At 49.7% G+C, this 26406-nt stretch carries 26 protein-coding genes and 1 other RNA gene; 11 read left to right on the forward strand and 16 right to left on the reverse strand.

Translation table 11 applies throughout. The annotated features are described in order from the left end of the window. Nucleotide 1: 1 nt before the first annotated feature. The 3 genes from C2U47_RS17420 (at nucleotide 2) to C2U47_RS17430 (ending at nucleotide 3231) form a co-directional block, all read left to right on the forward strand. Nucleotides 2–814: a TylF/MycF/NovP-related O-methyltransferase gene (locus tag C2U47_RS17420; RefSeq protein WP_053288697.1), complete on the forward strand. Its 813-nt coding sequence runs from the start codon at nucleotides 2–4 to the stop codon at nucleotides 812–814. Next, complete coding sequence (locus C2U47_RS17425) at nucleotides 802–2022, forward strand: MFS transporter (RefSeq protein WP_069785450.1); 1221 nt, start codon at nucleotides 802–804, stop codon at nucleotides 2020–2022. The genes C2U47_RS17420 and C2U47_RS17425 overlap by 13 nt, the downstream gene beginning before the upstream one ends. A gap of 177 nt (nucleotides 2023–2199) precedes the next feature. After that, a complete protein-coding gene (locus tag C2U47_RS17430; RefSeq protein WP_001809438.1) occupies nucleotides 2200–3231 on the forward strand; it encodes an IS630-like element ISAhy2 family transposase in 1032 nt (343 codons plus the stop codon). Between the two features lie 95 nt (nucleotides 3232–3326). Here C2U47_RS17430 and C2U47_RS17435 read toward each other — a convergent pair whose 3' ends face one another. Then, nucleotides 3327–4109 carry a hypothetical protein gene (locus C2U47_RS17435; RefSeq protein ID WP_124812705.1) on the reverse strand — a complete coding sequence of 261 codons (783 nt, stop codon included), beginning with the start codon at nucleotides 4107–4109 and terminating at the stop codon, nucleotides 3327–3329. Nucleotides 4110–4656: 547 nt separating this feature from the next. Between C2U47_RS17435 and C2U47_RS17440 the strand changes: the two genes are divergently transcribed. Continuing rightward, nucleotides 4657–7518: a UvrD-helicase domain-containing protein gene (locus C2U47_RS17440; protein ID WP_053288696.1), complete on the forward strand. Its 2862-nt coding sequence runs from the start codon at nucleotides 4657–4659 to the stop codon at nucleotides 7516–7518. A 32-nt stretch (nucleotides 7519–7550) separates the two neighbouring features. Then, nucleotides 7551–8261 (forward strand): hypothetical protein, encoded by a 711-nt coding sequence (locus C2U47_RS22960; protein ID WP_124813057.1) that lies wholly within the window; start codon nucleotides 7551–7553, stop codon nucleotides 8259–8261. Between the two features lie 105 nt (nucleotides 8262–8366). On the opposite strand, the gene C2U47_RS17445 is transcribed toward C2U47_RS22960, so the two are convergent. From C2U47_RS17445 to C2U47_RS22975, 4 genes are all read right to left on the reverse strand, one after another. Beyond that, nucleotides 8367–9398, reverse strand: a complete 1032-nt coding sequence (locus C2U47_RS17445; protein ID WP_103261600.1) for an IS630-like element ISAhy2 family transposase — start codon at nucleotides 9396–9398, stop codon at nucleotides 8367–8369. Between the two features lie 303 nt (nucleotides 9399–9701). Beyond that, nucleotides 9702–10157 carry a hypothetical protein gene (locus tag C2U47_RS22965; protein WP_124813055.1) on the reverse strand — a complete coding sequence of 152 codons (456 nt, stop codon included), beginning with the start codon at nucleotides 10155–10157 and terminating at the stop codon, nucleotides 9702–9704. A gap of 2 nt (nucleotides 10158–10159) precedes the next feature. Continuing rightward, nucleotides 10160–10579, reverse strand: coding sequence for a hypothetical protein (locus C2U47_RS22970; protein ID WP_124813053.1), 420 nt, complete (start codon nucleotides 10577–10579; stop codon nucleotides 10160–10162). Beyond that, entirely contained in the window at nucleotides 10576–11391 is an 816-nt protein-coding gene (locus C2U47_RS22975) for a hypothetical protein (RefSeq protein WP_158657421.1), read from the reverse strand. The genes C2U47_RS22970 and C2U47_RS22975 overlap by 4 nt, the downstream gene beginning before the upstream one ends. Between C2U47_RS22975 and C2U47_RS17450 the strand changes: the two genes are divergently transcribed. Continuing rightward, the gene (locus C2U47_RS17450; protein ID WP_032495448.1) at nucleotides 11375–12796 is read left to right on the forward strand and encodes an IS66-like element ISKpn15 family transposase; all 1422 of its coding nucleotides are present in this window, start codon (nucleotides 11375–11377) and stop codon (nucleotides 12794–12796) included. The two genes, C2U47_RS22975 and C2U47_RS17450, sit on opposite strands and share 17 nt — an antisense overlap. Here C2U47_RS17450 and C2U47_RS22980 read toward each other — a convergent pair. From C2U47_RS22980 to smpB, 5 genes are all read right to left on the reverse strand, one after another. Beyond that, on the reverse strand, nucleotides 12751–14223 hold the full coding sequence (locus C2U47_RS22980) for a hypothetical protein (protein ID WP_158657422.1): 1473 nt from the start codon (nucleotides 14221–14223) through the stop codon (nucleotides 12751–12753). The genes C2U47_RS17450 and C2U47_RS22980 overlap by 46 nt on opposite strands. Then, nucleotides 14207–15814, reverse strand: a complete 1608-nt coding sequence (locus C2U47_RS17455) for a tyrosine-type recombinase/integrase (protein ID WP_080988599.1) — start codon at nucleotides 15812–15814, stop codon at nucleotides 14207–14209. Before C2U47_RS17455 ends, C2U47_RS22980 begins: the two co-directional genes overlap by 17 nt. Before the next feature lies 1 nt (nucleotide 15815). Beyond that, entirely contained in the window at nucleotides 15816–17042 is a 1227-nt protein-coding gene (locus C2U47_RS17460) for a tyrosine-type recombinase/integrase (RefSeq protein WP_158657423.1), read from the reverse strand. 230 nt (nucleotides 17043–17272) lie between these two features. Continuing rightward, nucleotides 17273–17632, reverse strand: a transfer-messenger RNA (tmRNA) gene (ssrA, locus tag C2U47_RS17465). Nucleotides 17633–17754: 122 nt separating this feature from the next. Beyond that, entirely contained in the window at nucleotides 17755–18243 is a 489-nt protein-coding gene (gene smpB, locus C2U47_RS17470; protein WP_010673973.1) for an SsrA-binding protein SmpB, read from the reverse strand. Nucleotides 18244–18491: 248 nt separating this feature from the next. On the opposite strand from smpB, the gene C2U47_RS17475 reads away from it, so the two are divergent. Together C2U47_RS17475 and C2U47_RS17480 are read left to right on the forward strand one after the other, a co-directional pair. Next, the gene (locus tag C2U47_RS17475) at nucleotides 18492–18926 is read left to right on the forward strand and encodes an SRPBCC family protein (protein WP_010673974.1); all 435 of its coding nucleotides are present in this window, start codon (nucleotides 18492–18494) and stop codon (nucleotides 18924–18926) included. Further along, nucleotides 18919–19275: an RnfH family protein gene (locus tag C2U47_RS17480; protein WP_039039886.1), complete on the forward strand. Its 357-nt coding sequence runs from the start codon at nucleotides 18919–18921 to the stop codon at nucleotides 19273–19275. Before C2U47_RS17475 ends, C2U47_RS17480 begins: the two co-directional genes overlap by 8 nt. 67 nt (nucleotides 19276–19342) lie before the next feature. Here the strand turns inward: C2U47_RS17480 and C2U47_RS17485 are convergent, their stop codons facing one another. From C2U47_RS17485 to yiaY, 3 genes are all read right to left on the reverse strand, one after another. After that, entirely contained in the window at nucleotides 19343–19978 is a 636-nt protein-coding gene (locus tag C2U47_RS17485; RefSeq protein WP_043154542.1) for an NAD-dependent epimerase/dehydratase family protein, read from the reverse strand. 100 nt (nucleotides 19979–20078) lie between these two features. Beyond that, complete coding sequence (locus C2U47_RS17490; RefSeq protein WP_029314185.1) at nucleotides 20079–20417, reverse strand: outer membrane protein assembly factor BamE; 339 nt, start codon at nucleotides 20415–20417, stop codon at nucleotides 20079–20081. A 132-nt stretch (nucleotides 20418–20549) separates the two neighbouring features. After that, entirely contained in the window at nucleotides 20550–21701 is a 1152-nt protein-coding gene (gene yiaY, locus C2U47_RS17495; RefSeq protein ID WP_043154545.1) for an L-threonine dehydrogenase, read from the reverse strand. A 392-nt stretch (nucleotides 21702–22093) separates the two neighbouring features. On the opposite strand from yiaY, the gene udp reads away from it, so the two are divergent. Further along, entirely contained in the window at nucleotides 22094–22849 is a 756-nt protein-coding gene (gene udp / locus C2U47_RS17500; RefSeq protein WP_010674037.1) for a uridine phosphorylase, read from the forward strand. Between the two features lie 107 nt (nucleotides 22850–22956). On the opposite strand, the gene C2U47_RS17505 is transcribed toward udp, so the two are convergent. Beyond that, nucleotides 22957–23688 carry an RluA family pseudouridine synthase gene (locus tag C2U47_RS17505; protein WP_080988597.1) on the reverse strand — a complete coding sequence of 244 codons (732 nt, stop codon included), beginning with the start codon at nucleotides 23686–23688 and terminating at the stop codon, nucleotides 22957–22959. 194 nt (nucleotides 23689–23882) lie between these two features. On the opposite strand from C2U47_RS17505, the gene rihA reads away from it, so the two are divergent. Both rihA and C2U47_RS17515 read left to right on the forward strand, forming a co-directional pair. Then, complete coding sequence (gene rihA / locus C2U47_RS17510) at nucleotides 23883–24818, forward strand: pyrimidine-specific ribonucleoside hydrolase RihA (protein ID WP_043154549.1); 936 nt, start codon at nucleotides 23883–23885, stop codon at nucleotides 24816–24818. Between the two features lie 29 nt (nucleotides 24819–24847). Next, on the forward strand, nucleotides 24848–25324 hold the full coding sequence (locus C2U47_RS17515; protein WP_029314217.1) for a hypothetical protein: 477 nt from the start codon (nucleotides 24848–24850) through the stop codon (nucleotides 25322–25324). Nucleotides 25325–25421: 97 nt separating this feature from the next. On the opposite strand, the gene C2U47_RS17520 is transcribed toward C2U47_RS17515, so the two are convergent. Next, on the reverse strand, nucleotides 25422–25718 hold the full coding sequence (locus C2U47_RS17520; RefSeq protein WP_039039881.1) for a winged helix-turn-helix domain-containing protein: 297 nt from the start codon (nucleotides 25716–25718) through the stop codon (nucleotides 25422–25424). Beyond that, the gene (locus C2U47_RS17525) at nucleotides 25715–26245 is read right to left on the reverse strand and encodes a DUF1523 family protein (RefSeq protein ID WP_039039880.1); all 531 of its coding nucleotides are present in this window, start codon (nucleotides 26243–26245) and stop codon (nucleotides 25715–25717) included. The genes C2U47_RS17520 and C2U47_RS17525 overlap by 4 nt, the downstream gene beginning before the upstream one ends. Nucleotides 26246–26406: the final 161 nt, after the last annotated feature.

The raw sequence follows: 26406 nt of genomic DNA on the forward strand, positions 1-26406 counted from the left end.
CGTGTATCTTGATTTATTAAGTAAAGTGCTAACAAACAAAATCTATGAGCCTGATAGTCCAAAAGCAACACCTGATGAAGTGGACGAAATAAAGAAGACTCTAGACTTATTAATGAACGATGGTATCAATCTTAATATCAGCGCAGAAGACTTGACTCAAATCCTTCAGTACACCAAGAGATCTAGAAATATTCATACATACGTTAGCATTGACGCATTGAATAATATACGAGATGCCATAACAATCACAAATGAAAAAAAGATTGTTGGCGATGTATTAGATTGTGGGGTTTTGAGAGGGGGGACTTCAATCTACATGGCTGGAGTTCTGAAAAGCCTAAACTCATCTCGTAAGGTTTATGTAGCAGATTCCTTTTCAGGTCTACCGGTTCCCAGTACCCAGGATGGGATTTTTGCAAATCATTTCTGGTATCGATTTTCTAAGGCACTCCCGATATATAACCTGGACTGCTTAGCAAGCATTGATGATGTAAAGGAAAATTTTAATCGTTATGGATTACTCGATGATAACATAATTTTCATGCCAGGCTGGTTTGAAGATACACTACCATCATTATCAGCTGCTAATGTTAAGTTTAGTGTTGTAAGAATTGACGCGGATTGGTATAGCTCAACAAAAGACGTTCTAGATAACGTATATCACCTAATATCCGATGGTGGATTCATCATCATTGATGATTATAATCTACCAGGATGTAAGCTAGCGGTTGATGAATTTAGAGAAAAAAATGGAATTTCAAAACCACTTCAAATTGCAGATGAAGTTGCAGGAGTATTCTTTTGGATAAAATAACTCATTCATTTTCAAACCGTCTCAAGCTACTTTTACTGGGTGATGGGTTGGTCGTGTTCGGGGGATGGATTGACTATATAGCCATACTGACAATATGTGTGTATCGATTTCAAGTTGATAGCATGGAGATAGCAATTATCGGCGCAAGTATGCTATTGCCAGGTATCATATTTACCGGATTTATTAGTAATTTGGTTAATGGCTGTAAAGTTCTTTATTGGTTGCGTACGAGTCTCGTGCTAAGGGCGTTGCTGACTGTTGCACTATTAACTGCAAGCAACCTATATATCTTTGTGGCAATAGCTGTAATTAGATCTCTATTTAATAGCATAGCCACACCAGCTATATCAGTTATCAGTGCTCGTTGTGTACCAGCGGAAAACAGAACTCGCTACTATTCCTTGCTAAATATGATGAATAGTGCAGCAAAGATAACTGGCCCTGCACTTGGTGGAGCAATCGCGTCATTCGGGAGTGACGAATATGCATTGTTGATTTCAGGTGGATTAACGCTTGCTGGCTGCATTGTGTTCTGGACAATAAAGACTACAACAGTTAAAGATGGACTGGACAATTCACCAAGCTCAAAGCCATCAACATTGAGTAATGAAAGTTGGAATTCATATGCCATAGTAATGGCAATATTTTTTATCGCCGTTTTCATGGTCAACAATCAACTCCCAATTTTACTTAGAGATAACGGGTTAGATAAAAGTGCCCTTGGTGTATTAGTATCTTCATCTGCTATAGGAAACTTTCTGTATGGGTTGTGGAGTGCTCGTAATGCTACGTCTTCTTCTCTTAAAGGACTAATTGAGGAGATCTTATTCCCTGCCTTTATTACTATGTGTATGTTTATTTTGATCGCCCCCATATTATATGAACCTTTTACATTGCAATTGGCATCATTGGCTATAGTATTTTTTGTTGTAGGGCTTTTCAGTTCTAGATTTGCGATCTCATCAAATGTATACCTGGCTGAAAATTTTCAAGCAAGCCTTGGGATTGCAGCTGGACGGCTGCAAGCAATCCAGAACAGCGCGATGCTTATAGCGCCATTCATAGGAGCATTTGTACTTAGCCATTCATCTGGAGCTTTTTTGTTTGTACTGGCAGGTGTTACTGGTATCACAGGGTTATTTGCTGTGTATATGATGACTGCAAGAAAAGGCGTTAAACAGACGTTGGATGCAAAGAGCCAAGAGTAGGCGCTAAGAGGTGATATGAGCTGCTAGGAAGCGATCTTCTGTGGGCTTATAAAAACATCATTACTAACCTAAATAGCTGTTCCGAATAGTAGATCACCGGAGGAAGGGAACTCAGTCCAGTTTGTGCGATCTGATTAGTCGCTAAACAAAACAAGCCACACCCAAAGGACTGAGTTGATGCCTATCCTACCACCTCTGCCACGACCACAACGGCGCCGCATTCACAAAATCATCCATGCCACCCGTGATAAAGGACATGCTCGTCGCTTGATGGCCATCTTGCTGTTACATGAAGGACGCACGATCACCGATGTTCATCACCTTACCGGCGCTGCGCGCTCGACCATCGGTCGTTGGCTTCGGTGGTATCGAGATGAAGGCATAGATGCGCTAGAAGCCTTACCGGCTGGCCGTGCCCCAGTCTTACCTATCGCCAAGATTGTCACCTTACTGGTGCTGCTCATGCAGTTTTCTCCGCAAGATTTTGGTTATCAGCGCAGCCGTTGGTGTACTGAACTATTGGCTATAAAAATCAATCGGTTAACAGGGCTCAATGTGGCAGCCTCCACGCTCCGCCGATGGTTACCTCGTATGGGCATTGTCTGGCGCAGGCCCGTGCCGACCTTGCGGATAAAAGACCCAGCCTATCAGGAAAAAATGGCGAATATCGACGCCGCGCTGGCCCGCTGTGATGCCGATAATCCGGTGTTTTATGAGGATGAAGTCGATATAGACCTCAATCCCAAATTAGGAGCCGACTGGATGTTCAGAGCGCAGCAAAAGCGGGTTGTCACACCGGGGCAGAATGCCAAGCATTATCTGGCAGGCGTTCTCCACGCAGGCAACGGAAGGGTACTTTACGTCAGCGGGATCAAGAAAAACTCATCGCTGTTTATTGCCATGCTGGAAAAGCTGCGCCACCACTACCGACGAGCCAAAACCATCACGTTGATCCTCGATAACTACATCATTCACAAAAGCAAACAGACCGAGCGATGGTTGAAGAAGAATCCCAAGTTCTGCCTGGTGTTCCAGCCAGTTTACAGCCCTTGGGTTAATCACATAGAACGGCTATGGCACAAGTTACATGAAACCATCACGCGCAATCATCAATGCAGAGGGATGGCAAACCTGCTGGCCCGAGTGAAACACTTCATGGATACCGTGTCTCCTTTCCCGGGGAATGGCTATGGCACAGCGAAGGTGTAGCACTATTGGGATCAGTTATTTAGTAGCATAAAAGACACCGGTTTGAAGCCGGTGTCAAGTGATAACTATATCTGTACACTCTATTACATGAAGCCTTATTTCCTCAAGTCAGAGAGCGGCTTGTTAACTACATCCTCAAACTGCTTCAGTGTCTTTTGATACTCCCTTATTTCACGCGGAATAAGTACATCAACAGTTTTAAGAATTTGCTCAACATGATCAGGCAACTTAGGCATTGCAGCATCTTTAATCAGCCGCTCAACATTCGCGGGCAACTTAGTCATTGCAGCATCTTTAATCAGCTGCTCAACATTAGCAGGCAGCTTAGGCATTGCAGCGTCTTTAATCAGCCGCTCAACATTAGCAGGCAGCTTAGGCATTGCAGCGTCTTTAATCAGCCGCTCAACATTAGCAGGCAGCTTAGGCATTGCCGCGTCTTTAATCAGCCGCTCAACATTAGCAGGCAGCTTAGGCATTGCAGCGTCTTTAATCAGCCGATCAACATTAGCAGGCAGCTTAGGCATTGCCGCGTCTTTAATCAGCTGCTCAACATTAGCGGGCAACTTAGGCATTGCAGCATCTTTAATCAGCTGCTCAACATGATCAGGCTGCTTAGGTATTGCTGCACCAATCTTTTCAAACAGTTTTTCCAATTTCTCAGGTAGTTTAGGTGATATTACCGCAGAAGGCTGAAGCTTATTATTAAGCTGCTGCATGGCATTGTGCCACCCACCAGAAATCCCATTAAGTTCAGCCATGATGTCTAACGCTTGGGCTAGCTTTATTCCCTTTTCCTTGGCGAGCTTTTTGGCTTTTTTACGGCAGAATTCAACGGTATTACCAGAAGGGAATTTGATGTGATCGTTTTGGTGTTTCATGATACGCCTGTCCTTCATCAATTTAGATGCGCTAGCCGACATACGCCCTATAGAAGAATAGGGTTAATTGAATTTTCTTTCACTCTGCTGGTCACACACCTTCGCCTAGGTCGGCTAACTGGGTGCAGAAGTACCCATGACACTATCATGCCATGAATAAAGAGGACTCATCAAGATCTTTTCTATTGGCTTTATCAGTTAACTATCTGGAATCGCAGTATCTTCAACGATGATGCTGGCGCGTGGATACGCGCTGCTTTCCCGCTTGTTGCCAACGTGGCCGCATGGAGTGCTACATTGTTGCCAGTCCCATGGGGCTTGTACGCAATGTCACATGCTCTTGAGGTCAAACAACACCAGGTGTGCAGCCAGTTGACATCACAATCCCAAACATGCAGCTCGGTGTGATCGCCCTCTCATCTAGTTTTCTCTACTCATAGGTTTGTGACCAAACCACTCATGTAATCTGTTACGATATCACTCATTTGGCACCACAACTTGTGGGCAAGTAAATAAGTCGCATGACGCATTAATTAGAGAGTTGTTAATGAATGATTACATAGCCAAGCTATCATTTAATTTCATTGGGAAAATCCTTGGCTCAGATACTATTGTTGTGCAGGGAGATAATTTAGTAACCTCAAAAAAAGATACTATTTTAGAAAATGATTCTGCACCCGATTTCAGGAGTTTTGCAACTTTTGAAAGAAAATTTCTAGGCGGGATACTTACCTATAAAATTGGATGTAAGACTAAAAAACAAAAATTTATTAGATGTACTGATTCAGATAGCTTCGTTGAGTCGCTAAATAATTTAATAGCAAAGCATATTACAACAACAATAGAGCAGAAAGTTACCGAGTTTTATAGTCTTGCTTTTGACGAGTACCCAAGAGATTCTTGGGTGAACAATCTTGCTCAAATATGTACTTCATTAAGCCACGACTATCAGGCCCAGTGCGAACAATGGGAAAGATATTTAAATCCTGAACTAATAGAGAAGGTAAAAAATCTAATATCATATCATCCTCTTAATATTGACTACATACGCGAGCAGCATGAAGAGTATCAACTTATAAAAAGAAAAGAGTTCTTTGATGTCGTAGAATCAAATCCATTAACTAATGAACAGCGTTTGGGCGTATTACGTTCCAATGATAGGAATATGGTGCTTGCAGCAGCTGGTACTGGAAAAACATCTGTCATGGTTGCTAAAACCCTCGATCTGATAGACCGAGGATTAGCAAAGCCATCGGAGATCTTGGTTCTTGCATATAACAATGCCGCTGCAAACGAACTACGTGAACGCCTCGAAGATAAAGCTAAGAAATCTAATATTGAGCTAGAATCGACTCCAGAGATTGCTACTTTCCATGCGTTAGGCAGGATGATCCTACGTAATTCAAACGTTGATACCAACATATCTATTTTTACTGAGGATGACGTAAAACTAAAACTATGGGTCACCTCATGGCTTGAAGAATATTTATCATCGGATATCGATAGAATTTATGACTTTATAAACTTGTTCCCAGAACCCGTTAACCCTTTTGATTTTAAGTCAAAGTCAGAATATGAAGCGTATATCAGGGACAACGAATTCAGAACCCTCAACAGTGATCTCGTTAAGGGTTACCAGGAACTCCTTATAGCAAATTTCCTTTATGAAAATGGTGTTGAGTATAAGTATGAGTCTCCATATGTGACCAAACGGCGCATCGATATTGGTTTTGACTATCGCCCAGACTTTAAAATCATAGAACCTGAACTTTACATTGAACATTTTGGTGTAGACCGTAATGGAAGAACTAGGCCGGATATAGATCGTGTTTCTTATAATCAGTCCATTAATAATAAAAGAATGCTACATAATGAATGTGAAACTGTTTTAATTGAGACATTCCATTATGAATGGATAGAGGGTGTCTTACTGGAAAACCTCAAGAAAAAGCTGTTAGATAATAGTGTCATTCTTAACCCATTATCTCCTGATGAGCTGTTCAACAAGCTGCGTGATATGGGTCATATCACAGGCTGGGGTGAACTTTTGACAAAAGCCCTCCAATCCATTCGAGTTGAACGCCTCACGAAAGAATCCATACAGAGTAGGTTCGATGCTACTGGAGTGCATCATTCCAAGAAGCTCTCAGAAATCTTGGATTTGCTTCATCATGCATATATAAGTGAGCTCAGAGAACAAAATGCAATTGACTTTGATGACATGATAATCAGAGCGATTCAGGAGGTGAATGCTGGCAAATATATTCCTGAATGGCGATACATACTGGTTGATGAGTTCCAGGATATATCAACAGCTCGAATGGAGTTCATTCAGACCATCATTAAAAATGGGGCACAGCCATCACTAACTGTCGTTGGTGATGATTGGCAGTCAATTTATAGATTTAATGGTGGAAAGTTAGAGCTAACAACTCGCTTTGGTGAAATCGTTGGTAGCTACACGCTCACTAAACTACAAAAGACCTTCCGCTATAACAATAGCATTGCTGATACTGCTGGTCAGTTCATTATGGAAAATCCTGAACAGTATAAAAAGTATATAGAAACGCATACTGTGGTTGAAGATTCACAGATTTATCTGCTTGATGACAAATCCCCAGAAAAAGGAGGTTTGAATAAAAGAGTCGCTGAGGTTGTTCAAAAGATTAGAGAGAATGATACGACTGGAAGCATCGCCGTTATTGCTCGTTATAACTATCTTTTAAATGAGGCTAAGAGTGCATTAAAACAGACTAATAGTTTGCGCAATGTTAACTTCTGGAGTTTCCATAAATCTAAGGGGTTAGAGGCAGACTATGTAATTTTAATCGGCTTCTTTCAAGGAAAGATGGGATTTCCTAATGAAAACAAAGACAACCTTATAGTTGAATCCCTGCTGCCATCTCTAGACCCATATCCTCATTCTGAGGAAAGGCGTCTCCTGTATGTAGGCATTACCCGAGCAAGGAAGAAAGTCTATATTATTGCCAATCCTACAGCACCATCTGATTTTGTGACGGAGTTACTCTCACCAAAATACAAGATAAATGTTGTTTCAAAAGCATTCAGTGAGGAATCAAAAAAAAAGTTCAAGTGCCCATACTGTACAGATGGCTATCTAAGGTTGGTCAAGGGGCCGTATAGTGATTTCTATGCTTGTAGCACCGGTTTTGGCTGTCCTGTAGGAAAGGCTAGAGTGTGTGAAAAATGCTACTCACCCTCAATTGACACAAGGAATGAGAGTGTTTGCAATAATTCTCTTTGTGGTTGCAAAATTAAAATATGCCCTGAGTGCGGACGACCAATGAAGATCCGTAATGGTCAGTATGGTGACTTTTGGGGATGTACTGGTTATGGGATTAAGGATGACCAGTGCAAGGTTACCATCAAGGTCAAGGCAGGCTTATGATAACTAATTACGTGAGTTAAGGTAGGGGACATATGGATACGTATTCCGAAATCATAAATGAATTCAATAGTACGTTTTCTACCAATGCTAGCCTGTGTGAAGATTTAAAGGTTGGGTGGGATCTGGGAGATTGTAGGTCTTTTGCTTTATACCAGTTAGTAGAAGACCAACGTAGCGCCCCCTTTGGTACGGTTCTATACCACCATATTGGCAGCTACAACATTGGTGAGGTATATGAGGCAGAGGGGACAGCAGGCTTCAGTTTCAGCTCACGACTCGATAGTATTGAAAAATTTTTCCCTTTGTCTTCAAACAAGGCGACTCGAAATTTAGAGATTGGGTATCGGTCACCCTGGCTTGGCGGTAGTTGTGCATTTTCCTCTATTCCATTTAAGCGGTGGTGGGTTGATTCATTTAAAACATTGTGTGCAAATGCTCCTGCCCAGGCTGAACTGGTTGGCTCATTCTTGACGCGAGAGATAGAGGTTCTTGCGGAAAAAGCTAGAAAAAATAACGATAAAAGTGGCTCAGTTTACAAGCGCTTCGTAGAGCGGTTTGAGTACCTATCACTTCGTGTAAATCAAGAATTTCTTGATTCAACAAGTTACATTCTTCATCCTGAACTGTTTTTTAATATAGTTTCAAATAATTTGGTTAGTTTGAATGAACAAGAGAAAAGGGAGTTAATGAACAAGGCAAGGAGAGATAGTCATTTTGATGACCCACTTAAGAAGTGGTGGTAATCAGCGATGGCAGTCAGCAGTTCTACGCAATCATCAGACTTATGTAAGCAAGGTTGCACAGGGGATATCAATTTCTCCCTAACTAAATAACTGATCCCAATAGTGCTACACCTTCGCTGTGCCATAGCCATTCCCCGGGAAAGGAGACACGGTATCCATGAAGTGTTTCACTCGGGCCAGCAGGTTTGCCATCCCTCTGCATTGATGATTGCGCGTGATGGTTTCATGTAACTTGTGCCATAGCCGTTCTATGTGATTAACCCAAGGGCTGTAAACTGGCTGGAACACCAGGCAGAACTTGGGATTCTTCTTCAACCATCGCTCGGTCTGTTTGCTTTTGTGAATGATGTAGTTATCGAGGATCAACGTGATGGTTTTGGCTCGTCGGTAGTGGTGGCGCAGCTTTTCCAGCATGGCAATAAACAGCGATGAGTTTTTCTTGATCCCGCTGACGTAAAGTACCCTTCCGTTGCCTGCGTGGAGAACGCCTGCCAGATAATGCTTGGCATTCTGCCCCGGTGTGACAACCCGCTTTTGCTGCGCTCTGAACATCCAGTCGGCTCCTAATTTGGGATTGAGGTCTATATCGACTTCATCCTCATAAAACACCGGATTATCGGCATCACAGCGGGCCAGCGCGGCGTCGATATTCGCCATTTTTTCCTGATAGGCTGGGTCTTTTATCCGCAAGGTCGGCACGGGCCTGCGCCAGACAATGCCCATACGAGGTAACCATCGGCGGAGCGTGGAGGCTGCCACATTGAGCCCTGTTAACCGATTGATTTTTATAGCCAATAGTTCAGTACACCAACGGCTGCGCTGATAACCAAAATCTTGCGGAGAAAACTGCATGAGCAGCACCAGTAGGGTGACAATCTTGGCGATAGGTAAGACTGGGGCACGGCCAGCCGGTAAGGCTTCTAGCGCTTCTATGCCTTCATCTCGATACCACCGAAGCCAACGACCGATGGTCGAGCGCGCAGCGCCGGTAAGGTGATGAACATCGGTGATCGTGCGTCCTTCATGTAACAGCAAGATGGCCATCAAGCGACGAGCATGTCCTTTATCACGGGTGGCATGGATGATTTTGTGAATGCGGCGCCGTTGTGGTCGTGGCAGAGGTGGTAGGATAGGCATCAACTCAGTCCTTTGGGTGTGGCTTGTTTTGTTTAGCGACTAATCAGATCGCACAAACTGGACTGAGTTCCCTTCCTCCGGTGATCTACTATTCGGAACAGCTATTTAGGCGAACTCATTGAACTTTAGAGTATCCGTAGGAGCGGGTTGACCATGATGCTGGATGATGGAAGGGCTATCCCCTACAGCACGTTGAATAGGCTTTGGAGTTGATACTAAAGGGAGGGTGTACGAAAGTAGCGTAAATTAAGATATTTGTGTCCAGTTATAACTGGAACTGTAAAAATAATGAAGATGATCTAATTAATTACCCTCTGGAGGTTTAGGCAGTTTATCAAGTTGCAATTCATCATCGGTTTCATATTTTTGTAAAAGAGACCGCAGAAGGCGGTTCTCCATCTTCAGTGCGGCAATATCGTCTTCTAACTTATTTATTTTAGATTCTGCTCGTTTTTGATAACCGACTTTACTAGATAGGTTATCTTTTACATTTTTAGCTTCTGCTTCATTCCGTGTGTGGTAGGCAGATACCCAACGATACTCGGCGTTCCTCAATTCAGCAGATGCTTCATTAACATTAAGAGTTGATGTGCTGACACCAAGGAGTCGTGCTAATTCTTTACGCTTTACACCTTTGAATGCTTTAGGGCCAGCTGTCTGTATCCAGTTATAAAAATCAAGCTTAGTGTCACGTTCTGCAATCCATACACGAATGCTATTTGCTATGTCTTTTGCTCGTGAAATGTTTGATTTAGCCATTCTCATCGCCCCCGAGAATTGATCGTCTCTTGGCTAACAGGTAAAGCTCTATTCAGTTCAGCTTCGCTCATTCCACGATCCGTTGCATTTTTCTGCCATAAGACAAAGCGATGTAACAAAGCGTTGTTTTCACGCTCTAGTCGACGTATTTTACTTTCCAATTCTTCGATACGTTTTGCTGCATGACTTAGTGAGCTAGGCTTTTTAGCCGATGCAGAAATGCCTGTTTTCAGTTCAAGTTTTCGTTCTTGTATTCGATTAGTTATTCGTGGGAAATTTCGAATTGCTCTATCTGATGGTGCATCACCATATTTTGATTTTAGCCTATTAAGTAGCTTAGGTGTTGAGAGAGTTCCTTGTTCTATACTCCAAGTGTCAATCAAATGGAGTAAGTAATCTATGTGTTCTTCTTTCAACCTCATTCTTCATCCTCACTATAATCTGATAGAAATTCATTGAACTTTATTTCAGCTAGGATATTTTTTTTGCTTTCTATGGCCTCAAGCTTTGGTAGTATTCTTGATAAACCAAGGTGTCTAATTGCTTCTGTATGTTTTATTGTTGTTAACTTATTACCGTTCTCAATTTGTTTTGCTAGTTCTTGTGCTTGATATATCAACCCTGATTTTGGGGCTTGCTCGTAAGCCAGCATAACAAGTGCACCATCTTCTAGCGGTGAATCATCCCCTAATATTTTTACCAATCCATCAATGATCTCATGACGAATCTGCAAGCGTTTCAGTCCGAATGAGTCGCATTCAGATGCAGCTAAGGCTATTTTATCGCTGATATCGTTGAGTTCCTCTATCAGTCTTTTAAGTGTTCTCTTATCACCCTTACAGTGAAGGTTTTCAGGGCACTCAATGCAGTTACATGTTCTAATACAGGGTGATTCACAGTAATTGTGTGTACACATACCTAGCGGTGTTTTGAAAGTGAATCCACCAGTACCCTGAGCTACTAATTCAAATTTGAGACCAAGGTTTTTCCGTGTCATAGGTATCTGGTGGTTAATTCGATCAAGACGCTGTTGTGGTGTTAGCTCCATTGCTTCAAAGTTGCCACCTGTTGATACCATTATTCTTTTTTGTTCAGCTGTTCGATGGTCATACAGTAAGTATTCACCGGAACAGTATTGACACAGGAAAAATGAGACGATCGTCTCTTGATCCCACTTTCCTGCTTGCTTGATCCTGCTCCTTAGATACGCTCCCCCCATGAGCAAAAACACCATGCATTCCGCGGGAATGCCCACCACTCTGGAGCAGGCCAACGAGCTGATTTATAAGCTCCTCGACCGCATCGCCGAGCTGGAGGACCGCCTCAATCAGCACAGCGGCAACTCCTCCAAGCCGCCTTCCAGCGACGGCCCCGGTGCACCGCCGCCGGCCCGCAAGCGTCCGGCGTCCGGCAAGCAACGGGGGGCGCAGCCCGGTCACAAGGGACATCGCCGCGAGCGGCATCCGCTTGATGCCCGCCTGACCCTGGTCCCGCATTACCCTGCCGCCGATTGCGCTTGCTGTGGCGGGGACATGGTGGCCCATGCCAAACCCTATCAGGTTCATCAGGTGTTCGAGCTGCCCGAGGTGAGCTATCTCGTCACCGAACACCAACTGTATCGTGCGACCTGCTCACGGTGTATCGGCACGACCCAGGCCGCACTGCCAGACAACGTCAGCAGCAGCCAGATGGGGGCCAATCTGCTCAGCTACATCGCGCTGCAAAGCGGCCAGTTTCACCAGAGCGTCAGCCAGATACAGCAGCAGCTCAAACAGCATTTCGGCCTGAGTTTTAGCCGGGGCGCCATCAGTGAGGCGCAGGGGCGGGTGAGTGCCATGCTCACCCCGACCTACCAGGCCATCAAGCAGCAGGTGCAGACGGCCACCCACGTTCATGCCGATGAGACCCGGCATCAGCGGGGTGGAGAGCGCCGCTGGATGTGGCTGGCGCTGAGCAAGATAGCCGTCTGCTTCATGACGGCCTATGGCCGTGGTCAGGAGGCGGCCAAGCGGCTGCTGGGCGCCGAGTTTGACGGGGTGCTGGTGACCGACCAGTACGCCGGCTACCGGTTTATCGACGCCGACCAGCGGCAACTGTGCTGGGCCCACGTGGCCCGCAATCTCGTGGCCATCGCCGAGAGTAGCGAGCAGTGCAACCAGCCCATCGGTGCCCGGTTGGTCTTGCTGGCGGATGCGGTGTTTCGTACCCGGCACCGTTGGGAAAGCGGTGCGTTGAGCAAGCAGAAATACCTGCGCAGGCTCGCGCGTTACCGGCAAAGCTGGCGAAGCCAGTTGGAGCGCGGCGCCCTGTTGTGCAGCAAACGCTACCGTGGACGATGCCAGTTGCTGCTGCGGGATGACGAGATGCTGTGGCGGTTTATGACTGACGACGAAATAGCGCTGACCAACAACGAGGCGGAGCGGGCGCTGCGTGGCTATGTGCTCTGGCGCAAGGGTAGCTACGGCGTGTGGTCTCACCGGGGCGAGCTGTTTCGCCAGCGCATCCTGTCGTTGGTGGAGACCGGCAAGCGATTGGGCCGCTGCCCACAGGAGTGGTTGAGGGCCGTGGTCAGGGCGTGCATCGAGAAGACAGATTATCCCATCCCGGCAGAACTGATGCCGTCAACCCCGTCCTGGTGAATAGATACGTCATACACAGACCCCATTTCTTGACGATGGCTCCACCAGTTTAATTGAAACTCACCCATCCCACCTAATCTTGCCGCAGTGTTGACCATATGCCGGTAAGCATGTGTATTATAGTCATCTGGATTTAAGTTGAGATGTTCGTAACCTATTCTTTCAAAAAAGCTACGCAGATATACATCTGCTCCTGACGATGCACTTTTTACTTCTTTAGAACGCAACCAATCTCTAAAGTGGGATTTGTTAATTTTTATTGCACAATTCTCTACGGTATCTCTACTCTGATGGGTTTGATGCTTGAGCATTACCATTAATGCTTCAGAGTAACGAACTTTATTTTGTTCTGAGTAAATTGGAAAGTCTGCTGGAACCCACCCACTTCTTAGTGCATGTTGATATGCTAATGGATTATATTCTGGACACTGTTCATCCCAAGACTTAAATACTTGTCTGGCTGGTTCTGTTACATGCTTAATGCGTTCAATAGCCTCAATGATGGCATGTTCAAACTCTCCATTTACTGTCGATGGGACTAATTTCCAGTGATCCATATCAGTTTTTTTTGCATACCAAGTAATACCATAAACTACAGTGTCATCTACTTTTGCAGTCACAAGACAATTAACTGACAGTTGTTCGAATAGATCTTGAGAACGAGCAGGAACCATCATCAAGATCGTTAGAGCAGACGATACTATGACGTTTTTAAAGTCATTGTCCAATTCAGAAGCATTTTCGCCATATGATAACCACGGTTGATTACGAAAGTAATCTGCTGCCGCCATTACTGCTTCGTAGTCAGGAAGCTTATGGCTATTTTCATCTGTTAGTTTTTCTTTATAGCCATCACTTGATATCTTGTTGTGTGCTTTTACTCTTGGATTTATCCATTGCAGAACACTCTGGGATTTAACAATACCTAGTGAACCAAAGCATTCTACAATAGGTTTTAGATTTTCAAAGAGAGAACTCATGTTCTTCTGTAACGTATTATTGAGATCAATTAATGATATGCTTGTGAAGTCAGCTTCGTTGTTCAATGAACGATCTCTGAGAACATTTTCAAGTGCAAGATAATCTGAAAGTATAGAGTTAACAGCAGTTCTTGAAATGCCACCTTTCATAATATACATATGTAATATAAGAGACTGAATTAGTTCTCGTGAATTTTTGGAGATAAGATGCACTTCGTCTGGATTTAGGCTTTTGATGATATCTTTTAACTCATGCTTTATAAATCGACCTGCCCCGTGCCACCTACTTTCGTTCCATACCCATGATTTGGAGGCATCAAATGGGCATGTCATCGGTTCAGACATCATCCGGCGATAGTGGGAGATGAGTCGATCTATTGCTTGTCGTCCTTCAAGTTGCTCCCTATTGACATAGGCTATAACATTCATTCTACTTTTCCCCTTCATACGGTAATCCCTTAATTTCAGGGTGTTCACTTAGCATTTTAAGACGTACTTGATCTGCCATGAATTTTCGTTCTAACACTGCTATCTGAATAGTTCGCCAATTTTCAACTCCCCGAAAGTCACCAAATTCGCATGCCTCTTTAATTCTATCCTCCACATAATTGAGTACGGCTTTGTGATTTCCAAATGGGCTTGGGATAAACAGTTCGCATTCATAACAGGCTATAGGGTAATCCTCGGTACAAAAGACTTCTTTACCACATAGACCTACATCATGGGACTTATGCTTTGTGTAGAGTTTTATTACCTTTTCAGTGTCAACAGAGATCACTTGGTTTTTATCGAATCGTTTAGCTAAAGCCGAAAGAGTTGTCTCTAGATGTTCGCCAATTTTGATAGCCAAAACGGGGAGCGCATTCACGTAAGCCATGGCAGCCTTGTAGCTAGCATGGTCTAGAGAGTTTGCGACCTCTGCAATAGATGCTCCAGATATTGCTAACTTAGTTGCATGAGTATGTCGCAAGCGTCTTGCCGTGAGATGAAGTATCTTACCTGTACGCTCAGATGAAATGGAAAATATTGAATTATCTTCAAAAGCATTGTTTATTCTTGCTTCGACACCTGCTCTATTGTGTAAAATTTTTCCATCCAGTACTGTATTGATGCTGTGTCGGGAGATTTCACTTCGTAATACTTGAGTGGGCCTTTCAATACAGAATAAAGGAACATGTTTCTTTTGCTCTAAAGTCAGAGGGCCTAATAATTTTTCAGTTAACGTGATTGACCTATCAGCAACAGCTGAAATATCTTTATCAAAATCAAGCTCCCAAGATAATGGTATCTCGTTGAACTCTACACGGAAGGTTTGAAATTTCTGCTTCGCAATAGGACAGTTGTATAGTATAACTTTCTTTGGTGTGCCATCTATGTTTATAAATCCATTCTTGAAATCACAGAGCTTAGTATTTGCCAATTGCTCTGCACGCTTGCCAGTTATGAATATGAGCTTTAATATTAAATAGGTTTTTTCACATATTTTACCAGTGAAATGAGCGCGGACAAGTTGGTATATAAATTGTTTTCGTTCGTATTCTGTCAGAGCACGAGTATCTTCGCTCTTTTCATGGTTGAATCTGTTTCCACGGTCACCTATAACTAGCTCAGATAAATAACTCTCCATTCCTGGTTCAAAAGCATTTCCGTAACCCTCTAGAAAACAGCGCTCAAGAAATACCTTTACATTTGATTTAATATGCTTTGGTTCATCTGATGCAAAGAAAGTTAAAATCACATGAATAGAAATGCCATCAGCAGCGTCAACATAAGTGCTTAAAAATCTTTTAAAGTCTAGAACTGATATGCAAACGGTAGATGCTGCCAATTGAGTGGCTCGATAGGCAAAAGTACGTCTAAGGGCCTCTTCTTGAGCATGAGGCAAAAAATCAGCTAGCCAGTCAATATTTAAAGACGAATTCACACTTAACTGCCATCGAGAAGTGTAAATATCAAACTCAAAACCATCCTTGGATGTGTAGGTCTCACGCTCTCTTGACGGAATTGAGTATCCATTTTCCCGACGTTTATTCACCATGCTATTCCTTATTTAGCAAGAAAAGTATGTTTGATACGTCCTGTACATATTCATCTTGCTGCTTTATTTGGCGTTCGAAAAGATCTTCTTTAATAAATTTACGTGCATAGAGCCGTACAGTTGGTGATTTTTCACTTGCCCATCCAAATTTGAGCAAGAGAAGTTCTACAAAATCTTTCCATTCTTTGCCTTCTTTTTTCATGCGAACACAATACTTCCATGTTGCAGTATGTCTAAATACGTGAGGTGTTAAATCAATCGATGTAACCTTGCGTATATCCTCTGTAATACTATTAATGCTGTGTAATGGCTTTCCCTGGCTACTGTTACTGTGACTGACAAAAATGTATTCTGTTTTTTGTCCATTTGGTGTTTTTGCCTTTACCTCTGTTATGTAGTGGTTAAGAGCTTTAAATGCAGTATCACTGATGGGAACTTCACGTTGAACTGTCTTGGGAAGTCTTTGCTTCTTGCGAGGATCGTTGATAGAGCCAGACCGTTGAACTATACGTAAGCCATATTGTTTGGTCTTACCACGAATTACATCGGTAATCTTCAAATTCAGTAGCTCACCACTTCTCATGCCTGAATCAAGTAAAACCAAAATAATCGTGAAGTTACGAATTCGTGTCGCCTCTCCATCCCATGGATTTTCAGGTGAAAGTGGATTTACAACCTTAAGAATTCGCTGAATCTCGGCATTTCCAAGAGACTTTGATGCACCGAAATTATCCTTAGGCACTACTACCTTTTGACCACCTAAGGAGGTTTTAAATTCATAACCAACGGTGCGAATCTGTTCTCTTGTTATGCTTTTGCTATGGCAGTCAGAGAGAATGTTTGATAACCACTCAATGTACTTTCCAATGTACTTGATTTTATCGTTGAAATTGGCGGGGGTGACCTGCCGCGGTATAGCATCAAACTTTTTCCAGATGTTTCGAGCCTGGCTCGTTTTCACATGTATTTCGCTTGTACTTGTATTGAAGCTGGAAATGAGTTTTGGTAGTTCGTCTGCACGTAACTTCAAAATTGAGGTAAGTGAGTCAGTATCATTAATGTTGAAGGCTTTACCACTGGCTATTTTGTCTATGAGATTGATACCTCTAAGCTCAGCCCACATGAAGAGTGATTGAAGTGCTTGTAGATGCTTTTCAATCGTACCTAGACGAAGGTGGCGTGCGCGGAGAGAGTTTGTGACATATAGCGTAGACCAGTAGTCGGGCACTCCTGACTCACTATCAAGCAGAAGCATATTTCTCTGACCAGATGGTTCTATGTATAGTCTCGTTACTAGCACATATCTTCCTCAAAACTCTCAGCTTAAAGAAATGCTAGTTGTTGGGCAAAAAAAAAGCAAGCCAACTTTCCTAATGGGAAGTGCTTGCTTTTGTTGCCTGTAAAGGCTTATGAGACATTTTGAGGAGTAAAACTTCCTGAAAACTCTCAGTTGTAATGTGGTGGAGCTGGGGGGATTTGAACCCCCGTCCAAAATTACTACATCCTCGGTACTACATGCTTAGTCACTCTTTACATTCGCCAACACGCTGCGGAGAGACACGCCACGCATTGACTAGCTCGATTGGTTTTAATGCTTCCGCCCCGAGCAGGACTTCCACACGATCCTGTGAAGGATGACCTTCCATTTCCCTAGGACACAGGCAAGCTAGGGGAGAAGGGCTCAGCGCAGGTTATTAAGCTGCGAGTGCGTAGTTTTCGTCGTTTGCGACTATTTTTTTGCGGTTTATTAACGAGGCCTACCGCACCTCGGCATGCACCTTGGGTTTCGTGAATCTTGTCGAATCCAGAATCAGCCCCAAGTTGTCAAAAGGGATTGTACGCAAAAATCCTGTCATGGCAAGGCGTTGATGGCAATCGACCGGCCTTGGCCGGTCGATTGCTGGTTTATTGGTCGCCGCATGGGGGCCGGCGGCGCACAATCAACCGCGGTGCTTGTTCTTCATGATGCGGGCTTTTTCCCGATCCCATTCACGGGCCTTGGTGTCTTCCCGCTTGTCGTGTTCTTTCTTGCCCTTCACCAGGCCGATCTCGACCTTGACCCAGCACGCTTTCCAGTAGAGGGCCAGCGGCACTATGGTGTAGCCCTGACGAGCGGTCAGGCTCTCGAGCTTGTCGAGTTCACGGCGACTGAGCAGCAATTTGCGGGTGCGGGTCGGATCGCATACCACGTGGCTGGAGGCGGCGTTCAGCGGCAGGAAGCTGGAGCCGAACAGGAAGGCTTCCCCCTGCATGAAGATGACATAGGCTTCGCTGATGTTGGCCTTGCCCGCCCGCAGGGACTTCACTTCCCACCCTTGCAGGGACAGGCCGGCTTCCACGCGCTCTTCGATGAAGTACTCGTGACGGGCGGTTCTGTTGAGTGCAATGGTGCTGGACCCGGCTTTGTTTTTACTGTTCTTTTTGCTCATGACGGGGGCCTTAGGCAATGTTTAGGAAGGCGCATTATACGTGGGTGGCGGCGGCTGTAAAACGCACAGCGCTCCGAGTGGCGGCTTTGTGAGCAGTTCGATGACGATTTTGAGGGAAGGGCGGGGCGAGAGCAGGTCACACTGGCCGGAAAGTGTGCGATTGCCCTGCTTGGTGGCCCGCGAACAGTTTCGGCGGTGATTTTGGCTGACAAGGTGATAAAATCGGGCCGATTGGATGAGGAAAACCCATGCCCCGTATTACTCGCAGTGCCCTGGTGATGTTCAGCGCGGAACAGATGTTCCGGCTGGTCAATGATGTTGATGCCTATCCTGAGTTCCTGCCCGGCTGTGTCGGCAGCCGTGTTCACGAGTCAGGTGAAGACTACATGATGGCCTCGGTCGATGTGGCCAAGGCGGGTATCGCCAAGACCTTTACCACGCGCAACCAGCTCGATGCCAATCGCACCATCAAGATGGAGTTGGTGGAGGGGCCTTTCAGCAAGCTGGCGGGATGGTGGACCTTCACGCCCCTGGACGTGGATGCCTGCAAGGTGGAGTTCGATCTCGACTTCGAGTTCACCTCCAAACTCATTGAGCTGGCCTTTGGCCAGATCTTCCGCGAGCTGGTGAGCTCCATGGTGCTTGCCTTCTCCAATCGTGCCAAGGTGGTTTACGGTGTCTGAGCTCCTCAATATCGAAGTGGCCTATGCCCTGCCCGAGCGGCAGACGGTGCTGTGCATCCGGGTCGCGCCCGAGACCAGCGTGCTGGCGGCCATCGAACAGTCCGGCATCCTGCAAAAGCACCCGGAGATCGACCTGTCGGTCAACAAGTTCGGTATCTACAGCCGTCCGGTGAAGGGCACAGAGTCGGTGCAGGAGGGGGATCGCATCGAGATCTACCGCCCTCTCATCGCCGATCCCAAGGAGATGCGCAAGAAGCGTGCGGAAAAAGCCAAGGAAGAGGGGCGTGCCGATGTGGTCACCGGCGGGCGGCCCGATGTGCACCGCAAGCGAGACGATGCCGGCACCTGACGGGTGATGGGTTGTGACAAGGGGCGCCGTGGCGCCCCTTTGTGATCGTCTCGCCCGGCACGGGGCATCACAGGGTGAGCAGGCGCTCGTTTTCCACCGTCTCTATCCCGCTCTCCTGGATGGCAAGGCGCGCCATGGCGTGCGCCACCTGACTGGCCTCGATGGCACGCCAGCGGCGCAGCGACCCGCGCAGCAGGGGCTTGACCAGCGGATAGATGGCCTGGATGATCTGCTCCGAACGGCGCGCAGGTTCTCGATGGCCGAGCAGCATGGCCGGGCGCAGGATGACGAGCCGCTGCCACTCCTGGGCCAGCAGGGCCTGCTCCATCTCGCCCTTGGTGCGGGGATAGAGGGCAGGGGAACCCGGGTTGGCGCCCAGACTGGAGACCACCAGCAGGCGGCGGCAGCCGTGGAGACGGGCGAGCGCAGCAAAGGCCAGCACATAGTCGAGATCGACCCGGCGAAATGCCTCGGCCGAGCCGGCATCCTTGCGGGTGGTGCCAAGGCAGCAGAAGGCAATGTCCACAGGGGAGGGCAGCGTCAATCTGTCCAGCGCGTCGAACGAGGTGGGCAGCCAGGTGCGTCCCGGAGCGGGATCGCCCGGTTTGCGGCAGAGCAGGAGGAGGTCGTGTTCCGTCCCCAGCTCGCGCAGCAAGGCTTTGCCAATCAGACCGGTGGCGCCGGCAATCAGGAATCGACTCATGATGATCTCCTCGGGGCAATGAGGCATCCAGAGTGTGGCCCGGCGACATCACCGGGGCCAGAGAGAACAAAACCGGCAGAAGCCGGTTTTGTAATGTCATCTAGAGCGGTGTGGTGAAGGCGGCAGGGAGAGGGAAATCACCGGTCACGGTGGCCAGTCTGTCACCCACGAAGTTGAGGGTCAGCTCCTTGCGCTCCTTGTCGCCCCGACCGGGCTGGAACTCATAGAGGTAGTACCAGGTGTTGGGGTCAAAGCTGTCGCGCAACATGGGAGAACCCAGCACGAACTCGACCTGTTCGCGGGTCATGCCCTGGCGCAGCTTGTCGACCTGCTTTTGTTCCACATAGTTGCCCTGGGGAATATCGATGCGATAGACCAGGCTGCAACCGGACAGGGTGAGGGCGGTCAGGGCCGCGGCAATCAGGTGTTTCATCCGCATATCGGGTTCAGATCATCCATACAGTCTTTTTAGCTCGGCAAATCATACCCACTCCCCGTGCGGAAGTAAAAAGCCATTGATCCATCAGCCAATAAAAAGGGCCGCGTGGCGGCCCTGGCAGATCTTGCCCCCTTACATGGCGGCGCGGAAGATGGCGACGATCTCCGCGTGAGTCGCCTGCCTGGGGTTGGTGAGACCACAGGCATCCTTGAGCGCATTGTTGGCCAGCACGTCGAGGTCGTCGGCCCTGACCCCGAGCTGCTCCAGACCGGCGGGGATCTTGACGTCGCGAGCCAGTTGCCGGATGGCGTCAATGGCTGCCGCCGCACCCTGCTCATCGCTCATGGCGCTCACATCCACCCCCATATGACGGGCCACATCCTTGAGCCGGCCGGCGCACACCCGGGCGTTGTAGGCCTGGACATGGGGGAGTAGCACCGCATTGCACACCCCGTGGGGCAGGTCGTAGAAGCCCCCGAGCTGATGAGCCATGGCGTGCACATAGCCCAGGCTTGCGTTGTTGAAGGCCATGCCGGCCAGGAACTGGGCATAGGCCATCTGCTCACGGGCATGGAGATCCTCCCCCTGATGCACGGCGGTGCGAAGGTGTTCGGCAATCAGTGCGATGGCCATCACGGCGCTGGCATCGGTGACCGGGGTGGCGGCGGTGGAGACATAGGCCTCGATGGCGTGGGTCAGGGCATCCATGCCGGTGGCGGCGGTGAGGCCGGCGGGCTTGGCCAGCATCAGTTCCGGATCGTTGACCGACATCAGCGGCGTGACGTGCTTGTCGATGATGGCCATTTTCACCTGACGGGATTCGTCGGTAATGATGCAAAAACGGGTCATCTCGGAGGCGGTGCCGGCGGTGGTATTGATGGCGATGAGCGGCAACTGCGGCTTGGCGGAGCGATCCACCCCCTCGTAATCCTTGATGCTGCCCCCATTGGCGGCCACCAGGGCGATGCCCTTGGCGCAGTCGTGGGGTGAGCCGCCGCCGAGCGAAATGACGCAGTCGCAGCCGTGGGCCCGGATTATCGCAAGACCCGCCTCGACGTTGGCCACAGTGGGATTGGGTCTGGTCTCGTCGAACACCACGGCACCGATGCCGTGCTCGGCCAGGAGGGCGGCAAGCCGGCCCACCACGCCAATCTGGCCCAGGATCTTGTCGGTGACGATGAGCGCCTTGCGATAGCCATGTCCCTGGATATCCGCTGCAGCTTCCTGCAGGCAGCCCGCCCCCATCAGGTTGATTGCGGGAATGTAGAACTTGAATGTCGCCATGATGGACTCCGTATGATTAGCCATTAAGTGGTATGCGGGCGCCAACATAACAGCGTCGGAGGGGATGAGAAGGGGTCAATGGTATCTCGTTTGCAACTTTGTGGACTCGATCGCGCTCTTTAAATGGACGGTCGCTCAAGGCTTGACAAGGGACGGGAGAGCAAAAGGAACGTAAAAACGTTTTTCAAGAAATTCATCATCTTAGCAAACGTTTCGCGCCATTTTTGTCAGCTTTGAAGCGCAGAAGTGTGAGGCGCATCAAGGAATTGGAAAGCGCTTTCGACCATAGTTGGCGCCTCCCCGGATGAGGGGACACCGGCTTGAAAGTACCGTAAAGAATCACCTTAACTGCACTCGGCTGCCATGCGGCGGGGCGCAACCAGGAGTCCACTATGTCTGATGTATTTCACTTGGGTTTGAAAAAAGCGGATCTGCAAGGCGCCACCCTGGCGATCGTCCCCGGTGACCCCGAGCGCGTGAAGCGCATCGCAGAGCTGTTGGACAACCCGGTGCACCTGGCCAGCCATCGTGAATTCACCACCTGGCGCGGCGAGATGGACGGCAAGGCCGTGATCATCTGCTCCACCGGTATTGGTGGCCCGTCCACCTCCATCGCGGTGGAAGAGCTGGCCCAGCTGGGTATCCGTACCTTCTTGCGCATCGGCACCACCGGCGCCATCCAGCCGCACCTGAACGTGGGCGACGTGATCGTCACCACCGGCTCCGTGCGCCTCGACGGTGCCAGCCTGCACTTCGCGCCGATGGAGTTCCCGGCCGTGGCCGACTTCGACTGCACCACCGCCCTGGTGAACACCGCCAAGGAGCTGGGCTCCAAGCTGCATGTGGGCGTCACTGCTTCTTCTGATACCTTCTACCCGGGTCAGGAGCGTTACGACACCGTATCCGGCCGCGTGGTACAACGTTTCCAGGGTTCCATGAAAGAGTGGCAAGCCATGGGCGTGCTGAACTACGAGATGGAGTCCGCGACCCTGCTGACCATGTGTACCAGCCAGGGCCTGCGTGCGGGCATGGTGGCCGGTGTCATCGTGAACCGTACCCAGCAGGAAATCCCGAACGCCGAAACCATGGCGAAAACCGAATCTGATGCCATCAAGATCGTGCTGGGCGCCGCCCGCAAGCTGATCTGATAGCACCACACCGAGTGGGGGGTGGGGGCCGTTGCGAAAGCGCGGCCCCTATCTTTATCCGCCGTTTGCCCCTTTTACCTTCCTGGCTCTGCTTTCCCCCTTCTTCGTTACCCCTGTTGCCCCGTCATGGCCGCCAGTGCCTGCGCAAAGGGCGCCTCACAGCGGATCTGTACCGCTTCGCCGCTCACCGGGTGCACAAAACCGAGTTCACTGGCGTGCAGCATCAGTCTGGGGGCCCGTTCGCAGCCGGGCGGGAGCAGGCCGCCATAGAGATCGCATCCCAGGATGGGATGGCCCAGCCACTGGCTGTGGATGCGCAGCTGGTGGGTGCGCCCGGTTTCCGGTACCAGCCTGACCCGGGTCAATGGCACCGGCTGGCCTGCCCCCTCCAGGGTGAGCCGCTCCATCACCCGATAGCGTGAGCGGGCGGGTTTGCCGCTGGCGGCGCAGATGCTCATCAGCGGGAACAGCGCCGGATCCTTGGCGATGGATGCGTCGATGACGCCCTCATCCACCGCCAGATGGCCGCAGAGCAGTGCCTCGTAAGCCTTGCTCACGGTGCGCTGGCTGAACTGGTGGCAGAGCAGGGCGTTGATGCTCTTGTTTTTGGCCACCACCATGACGCCCGAGGTGCCAAAGTCGAGGCGGTGCACCAGGGTGCAGCCGGGGTAATCCTGTACCAGCCGGTAGTGGACCGAATCGAGGTTCTGCGGGTTCTTGCCCGAGAGGCTCAGCAGGCCGCTCGGCTTGTTGATGAGCAGCAGATGCGCATCCTCAAACAGGATCTCGATGGTGGCGGCGCAGGGCGGGGCGATGAAGGTGTCGACGATGACGGACATGGGGCAGCCGGACGATGAAGGGGGAGGGATCATACCCGAACGATGGCGGCGCGGCGAATCTGGATGTCCGCTCCCAAGGCCTGTCGCCAAGTACTTGATCTCGTTGGTTGAGGCGTTTTGTGACTCCCTCCTGAGTTCATCTGGCCATCTCTTGCTAAGGTATGGCTCCCTGTCATGTTGTAAGGAGTCTGTCCATGGCGTTGCCCGTTATTCTCGATTGCGATCCCGGCCACGATGATGCCATCGCCCTTATTCTGGCGCTGGCGAGCCCCGAGCTGAAGGTGCTGGCGGTCACCACCAGCGCGGGCAACCAGACCCCGGACAAGACCCTCAACAATGCCCTGCGCATCCTGACCCTGCTCGGCCGCGACGACATCCCGGTGGCGGCGGGGGCAGCCAAGCCCCTGGCCCGTGAGCTCATCATCGCCGACAACGTCCACGGCGAATCGGGGCTGGACGGCCCAGAGCTGCCGGATCCCGCCTTTGCTCCCTGGGCGATGAGCGCCCTTGAACTGATGGCAAGATGTCTGCGCGAGAGCCCGGAGCCGGTCACCCTGGTGCCGACCGGGCCGCTCACCAACATTGCCCTCTTGCTGGCGGCCCACCCCGAGCTCAAGCAGAAGATCGCCCGCATCGTACTGATGGGGGGCGCCGCCGGTGCGGGCAACTGGACCCCCGCGGCGGAATTCAATATTTATGTGGATCCCGAAGCGGCCGATATGGTCTTCAAGTCGGGGCTGCCCATCACCATGTGCGGGCTGGACGTGACCCACGAGGCCCAGGTGATGGACGAGGATATCGAGCGGGTACGCGCCATTCCCAACCCGGTGGCGCAGTGCGTGGCACAGCTGCTCGACTTTTTCATGATCTATCATCGGGATCCCAAGTGGGGATTTGCTGGCGCGCCGCTCCATGACCCCTGTACCATCGCCTGGCTGCTGGCGCCCTCCCTGTTTCACGGGGTGGAGTGCCGGGTCGATATCGAAACCGGCGGGACCCATACCCTGGGCATGACGGTGGTGGATCGCTACGACCTGACCGGCAAACCGGCCAATGCCCTGGTGCTGCTGGGGCTCGACAGGGTAGGTTTCATCGAGTTGCTGGTGCAGCGACTGCGCTCATTTGGTTGACATCCTGGACATCGGATAAGGGGTTGGGAATGTGGAAAGGGACGTTGGCGCTGCTGACATGCATGCAACTGACGGGTTGCGCGACCCCGTTCGAGAAGATGTGGCAGGGGCTGGCGACCTGCGAGCTGGATACCCTTCATCTCGACATCGAGACCGGGCGCCCGGCCAATCCGCAGCTCGCCATGTATACCCCTGACAAGGTGAGCGAGGGCTTTGCCTGGTACAAGGTCCATCAGGAGCTGCACGGCCTGCCCATCGTCGGCTTCCTGGTGCCAGCCTCCACCTTCGAGGTACATGCCCTCTTCGTGGATACCCCCATCGCCAATGCCCGCAGGCTGACACATAACGCCTATGGCAGCGAATTTTCCGACGAGAGGCTGCATGACGAGGGGATGGCACCCCTGCTGCTGCGCGACCCCAACAATCCCAAGCGCTCCATCATCGACTGCACCCGGGGTGAGTCGGCGGAGCCGCTGCCGGAAGAGTCTTTCGGCGAAGGGGAGTGAGCTCGGGGGAGGGCAACGGGATATCAGGCCAGACAAGAAAGGGGCCAGCCGCAAGGCTGGCCCCTTCTCTATGGGAGGCAGAGCAGGGCCCGGGGTGTCAGGGATACCCCAGGGTCTGCCTGATAACTGGAAGCTGCGCAGCAATCCAGGCCGGATTGATGGGCCCCCAGTCGCTGATGCGGTAGTGCCCCTGCAGATGGCGAGCCCCCTCGGTCTGCTCGAAGGCGCACTGGATGTCGAGCTCCGCCAGGGCGCTGAGGGTGTCCTGGGCGGTGCGGCGCGGCATGCCGGTCGCCTCCATGATGGCGGGCACGGTGTCCGTGCCCTGACTGATGAGGTGAGCCACGTAGAGCCGACGATAGAAGCTGGTGCGGGTCTTGCTCGGCTCGCTCATATCTCGTCCTCGAGGCGATCGAAGTAGCGCCAGGTGGCGATGGCCGCCTTGCCCATCACCAGGGCCCAGACACCGAACCAGAACCAGCGGAAGAAGCTCCAGGTGGAGGCATCGGGCTCGGTGCTCGCGATCTTGGTGACGTTGGGGAACATGGAGAACATGTTCACGCGCCAGCCGTAGGAGGTGATGATGGCCAGGCGTTTTTCGAACTCCATGGACTTGGCCTTGGCCTGGACGTCGGCGGCGTTGAACTTGAAGTAGAAGGGCCAGCCCCATTCGGTGTCTTCATTGCGAAACACCCGGATCTTCTCGCCGGGGCGCTCGGTGTAGATGTAATAGACGTCGGTGGTGGGGCCGTCAGCCGGGTTCTTCTGGCTGATGGGGCCATCCTTGTCGGTGCGCTTCACCTCCACCCCGGTGATGGTGGCGATGGTGTGTTCCGGCAGATAGAAATCGAGCCAGAGTGCGGAGAGCAGGGCGATGAGGCCGAGCGTGATAAAAGCGGGTTTCTTGAACTTCAGGCTCATGATGATCTCTCGATGAGGGGGAGTGACGTGCCTCTACCATACCCACATTTGTGAATGCAGCCCAGCCCCCAATGACACCTTGATGGCAAAAACCCATTTTAAACAGGAGGCGTGAAGGGGGAGGGGCAAGTGCGGGGCCTGCGCCGGGCCCCGCGGTATCG

The sequence above is a fragment of the Aeromonas sp. ASNIH7 genome, from assembly GCF_002903485.1.
GTDB classification, from domain to species: Bacteria; Pseudomonadota; Gammaproteobacteria; order Enterobacterales; family Aeromonadaceae; genus Aeromonas; species Aeromonas caviae.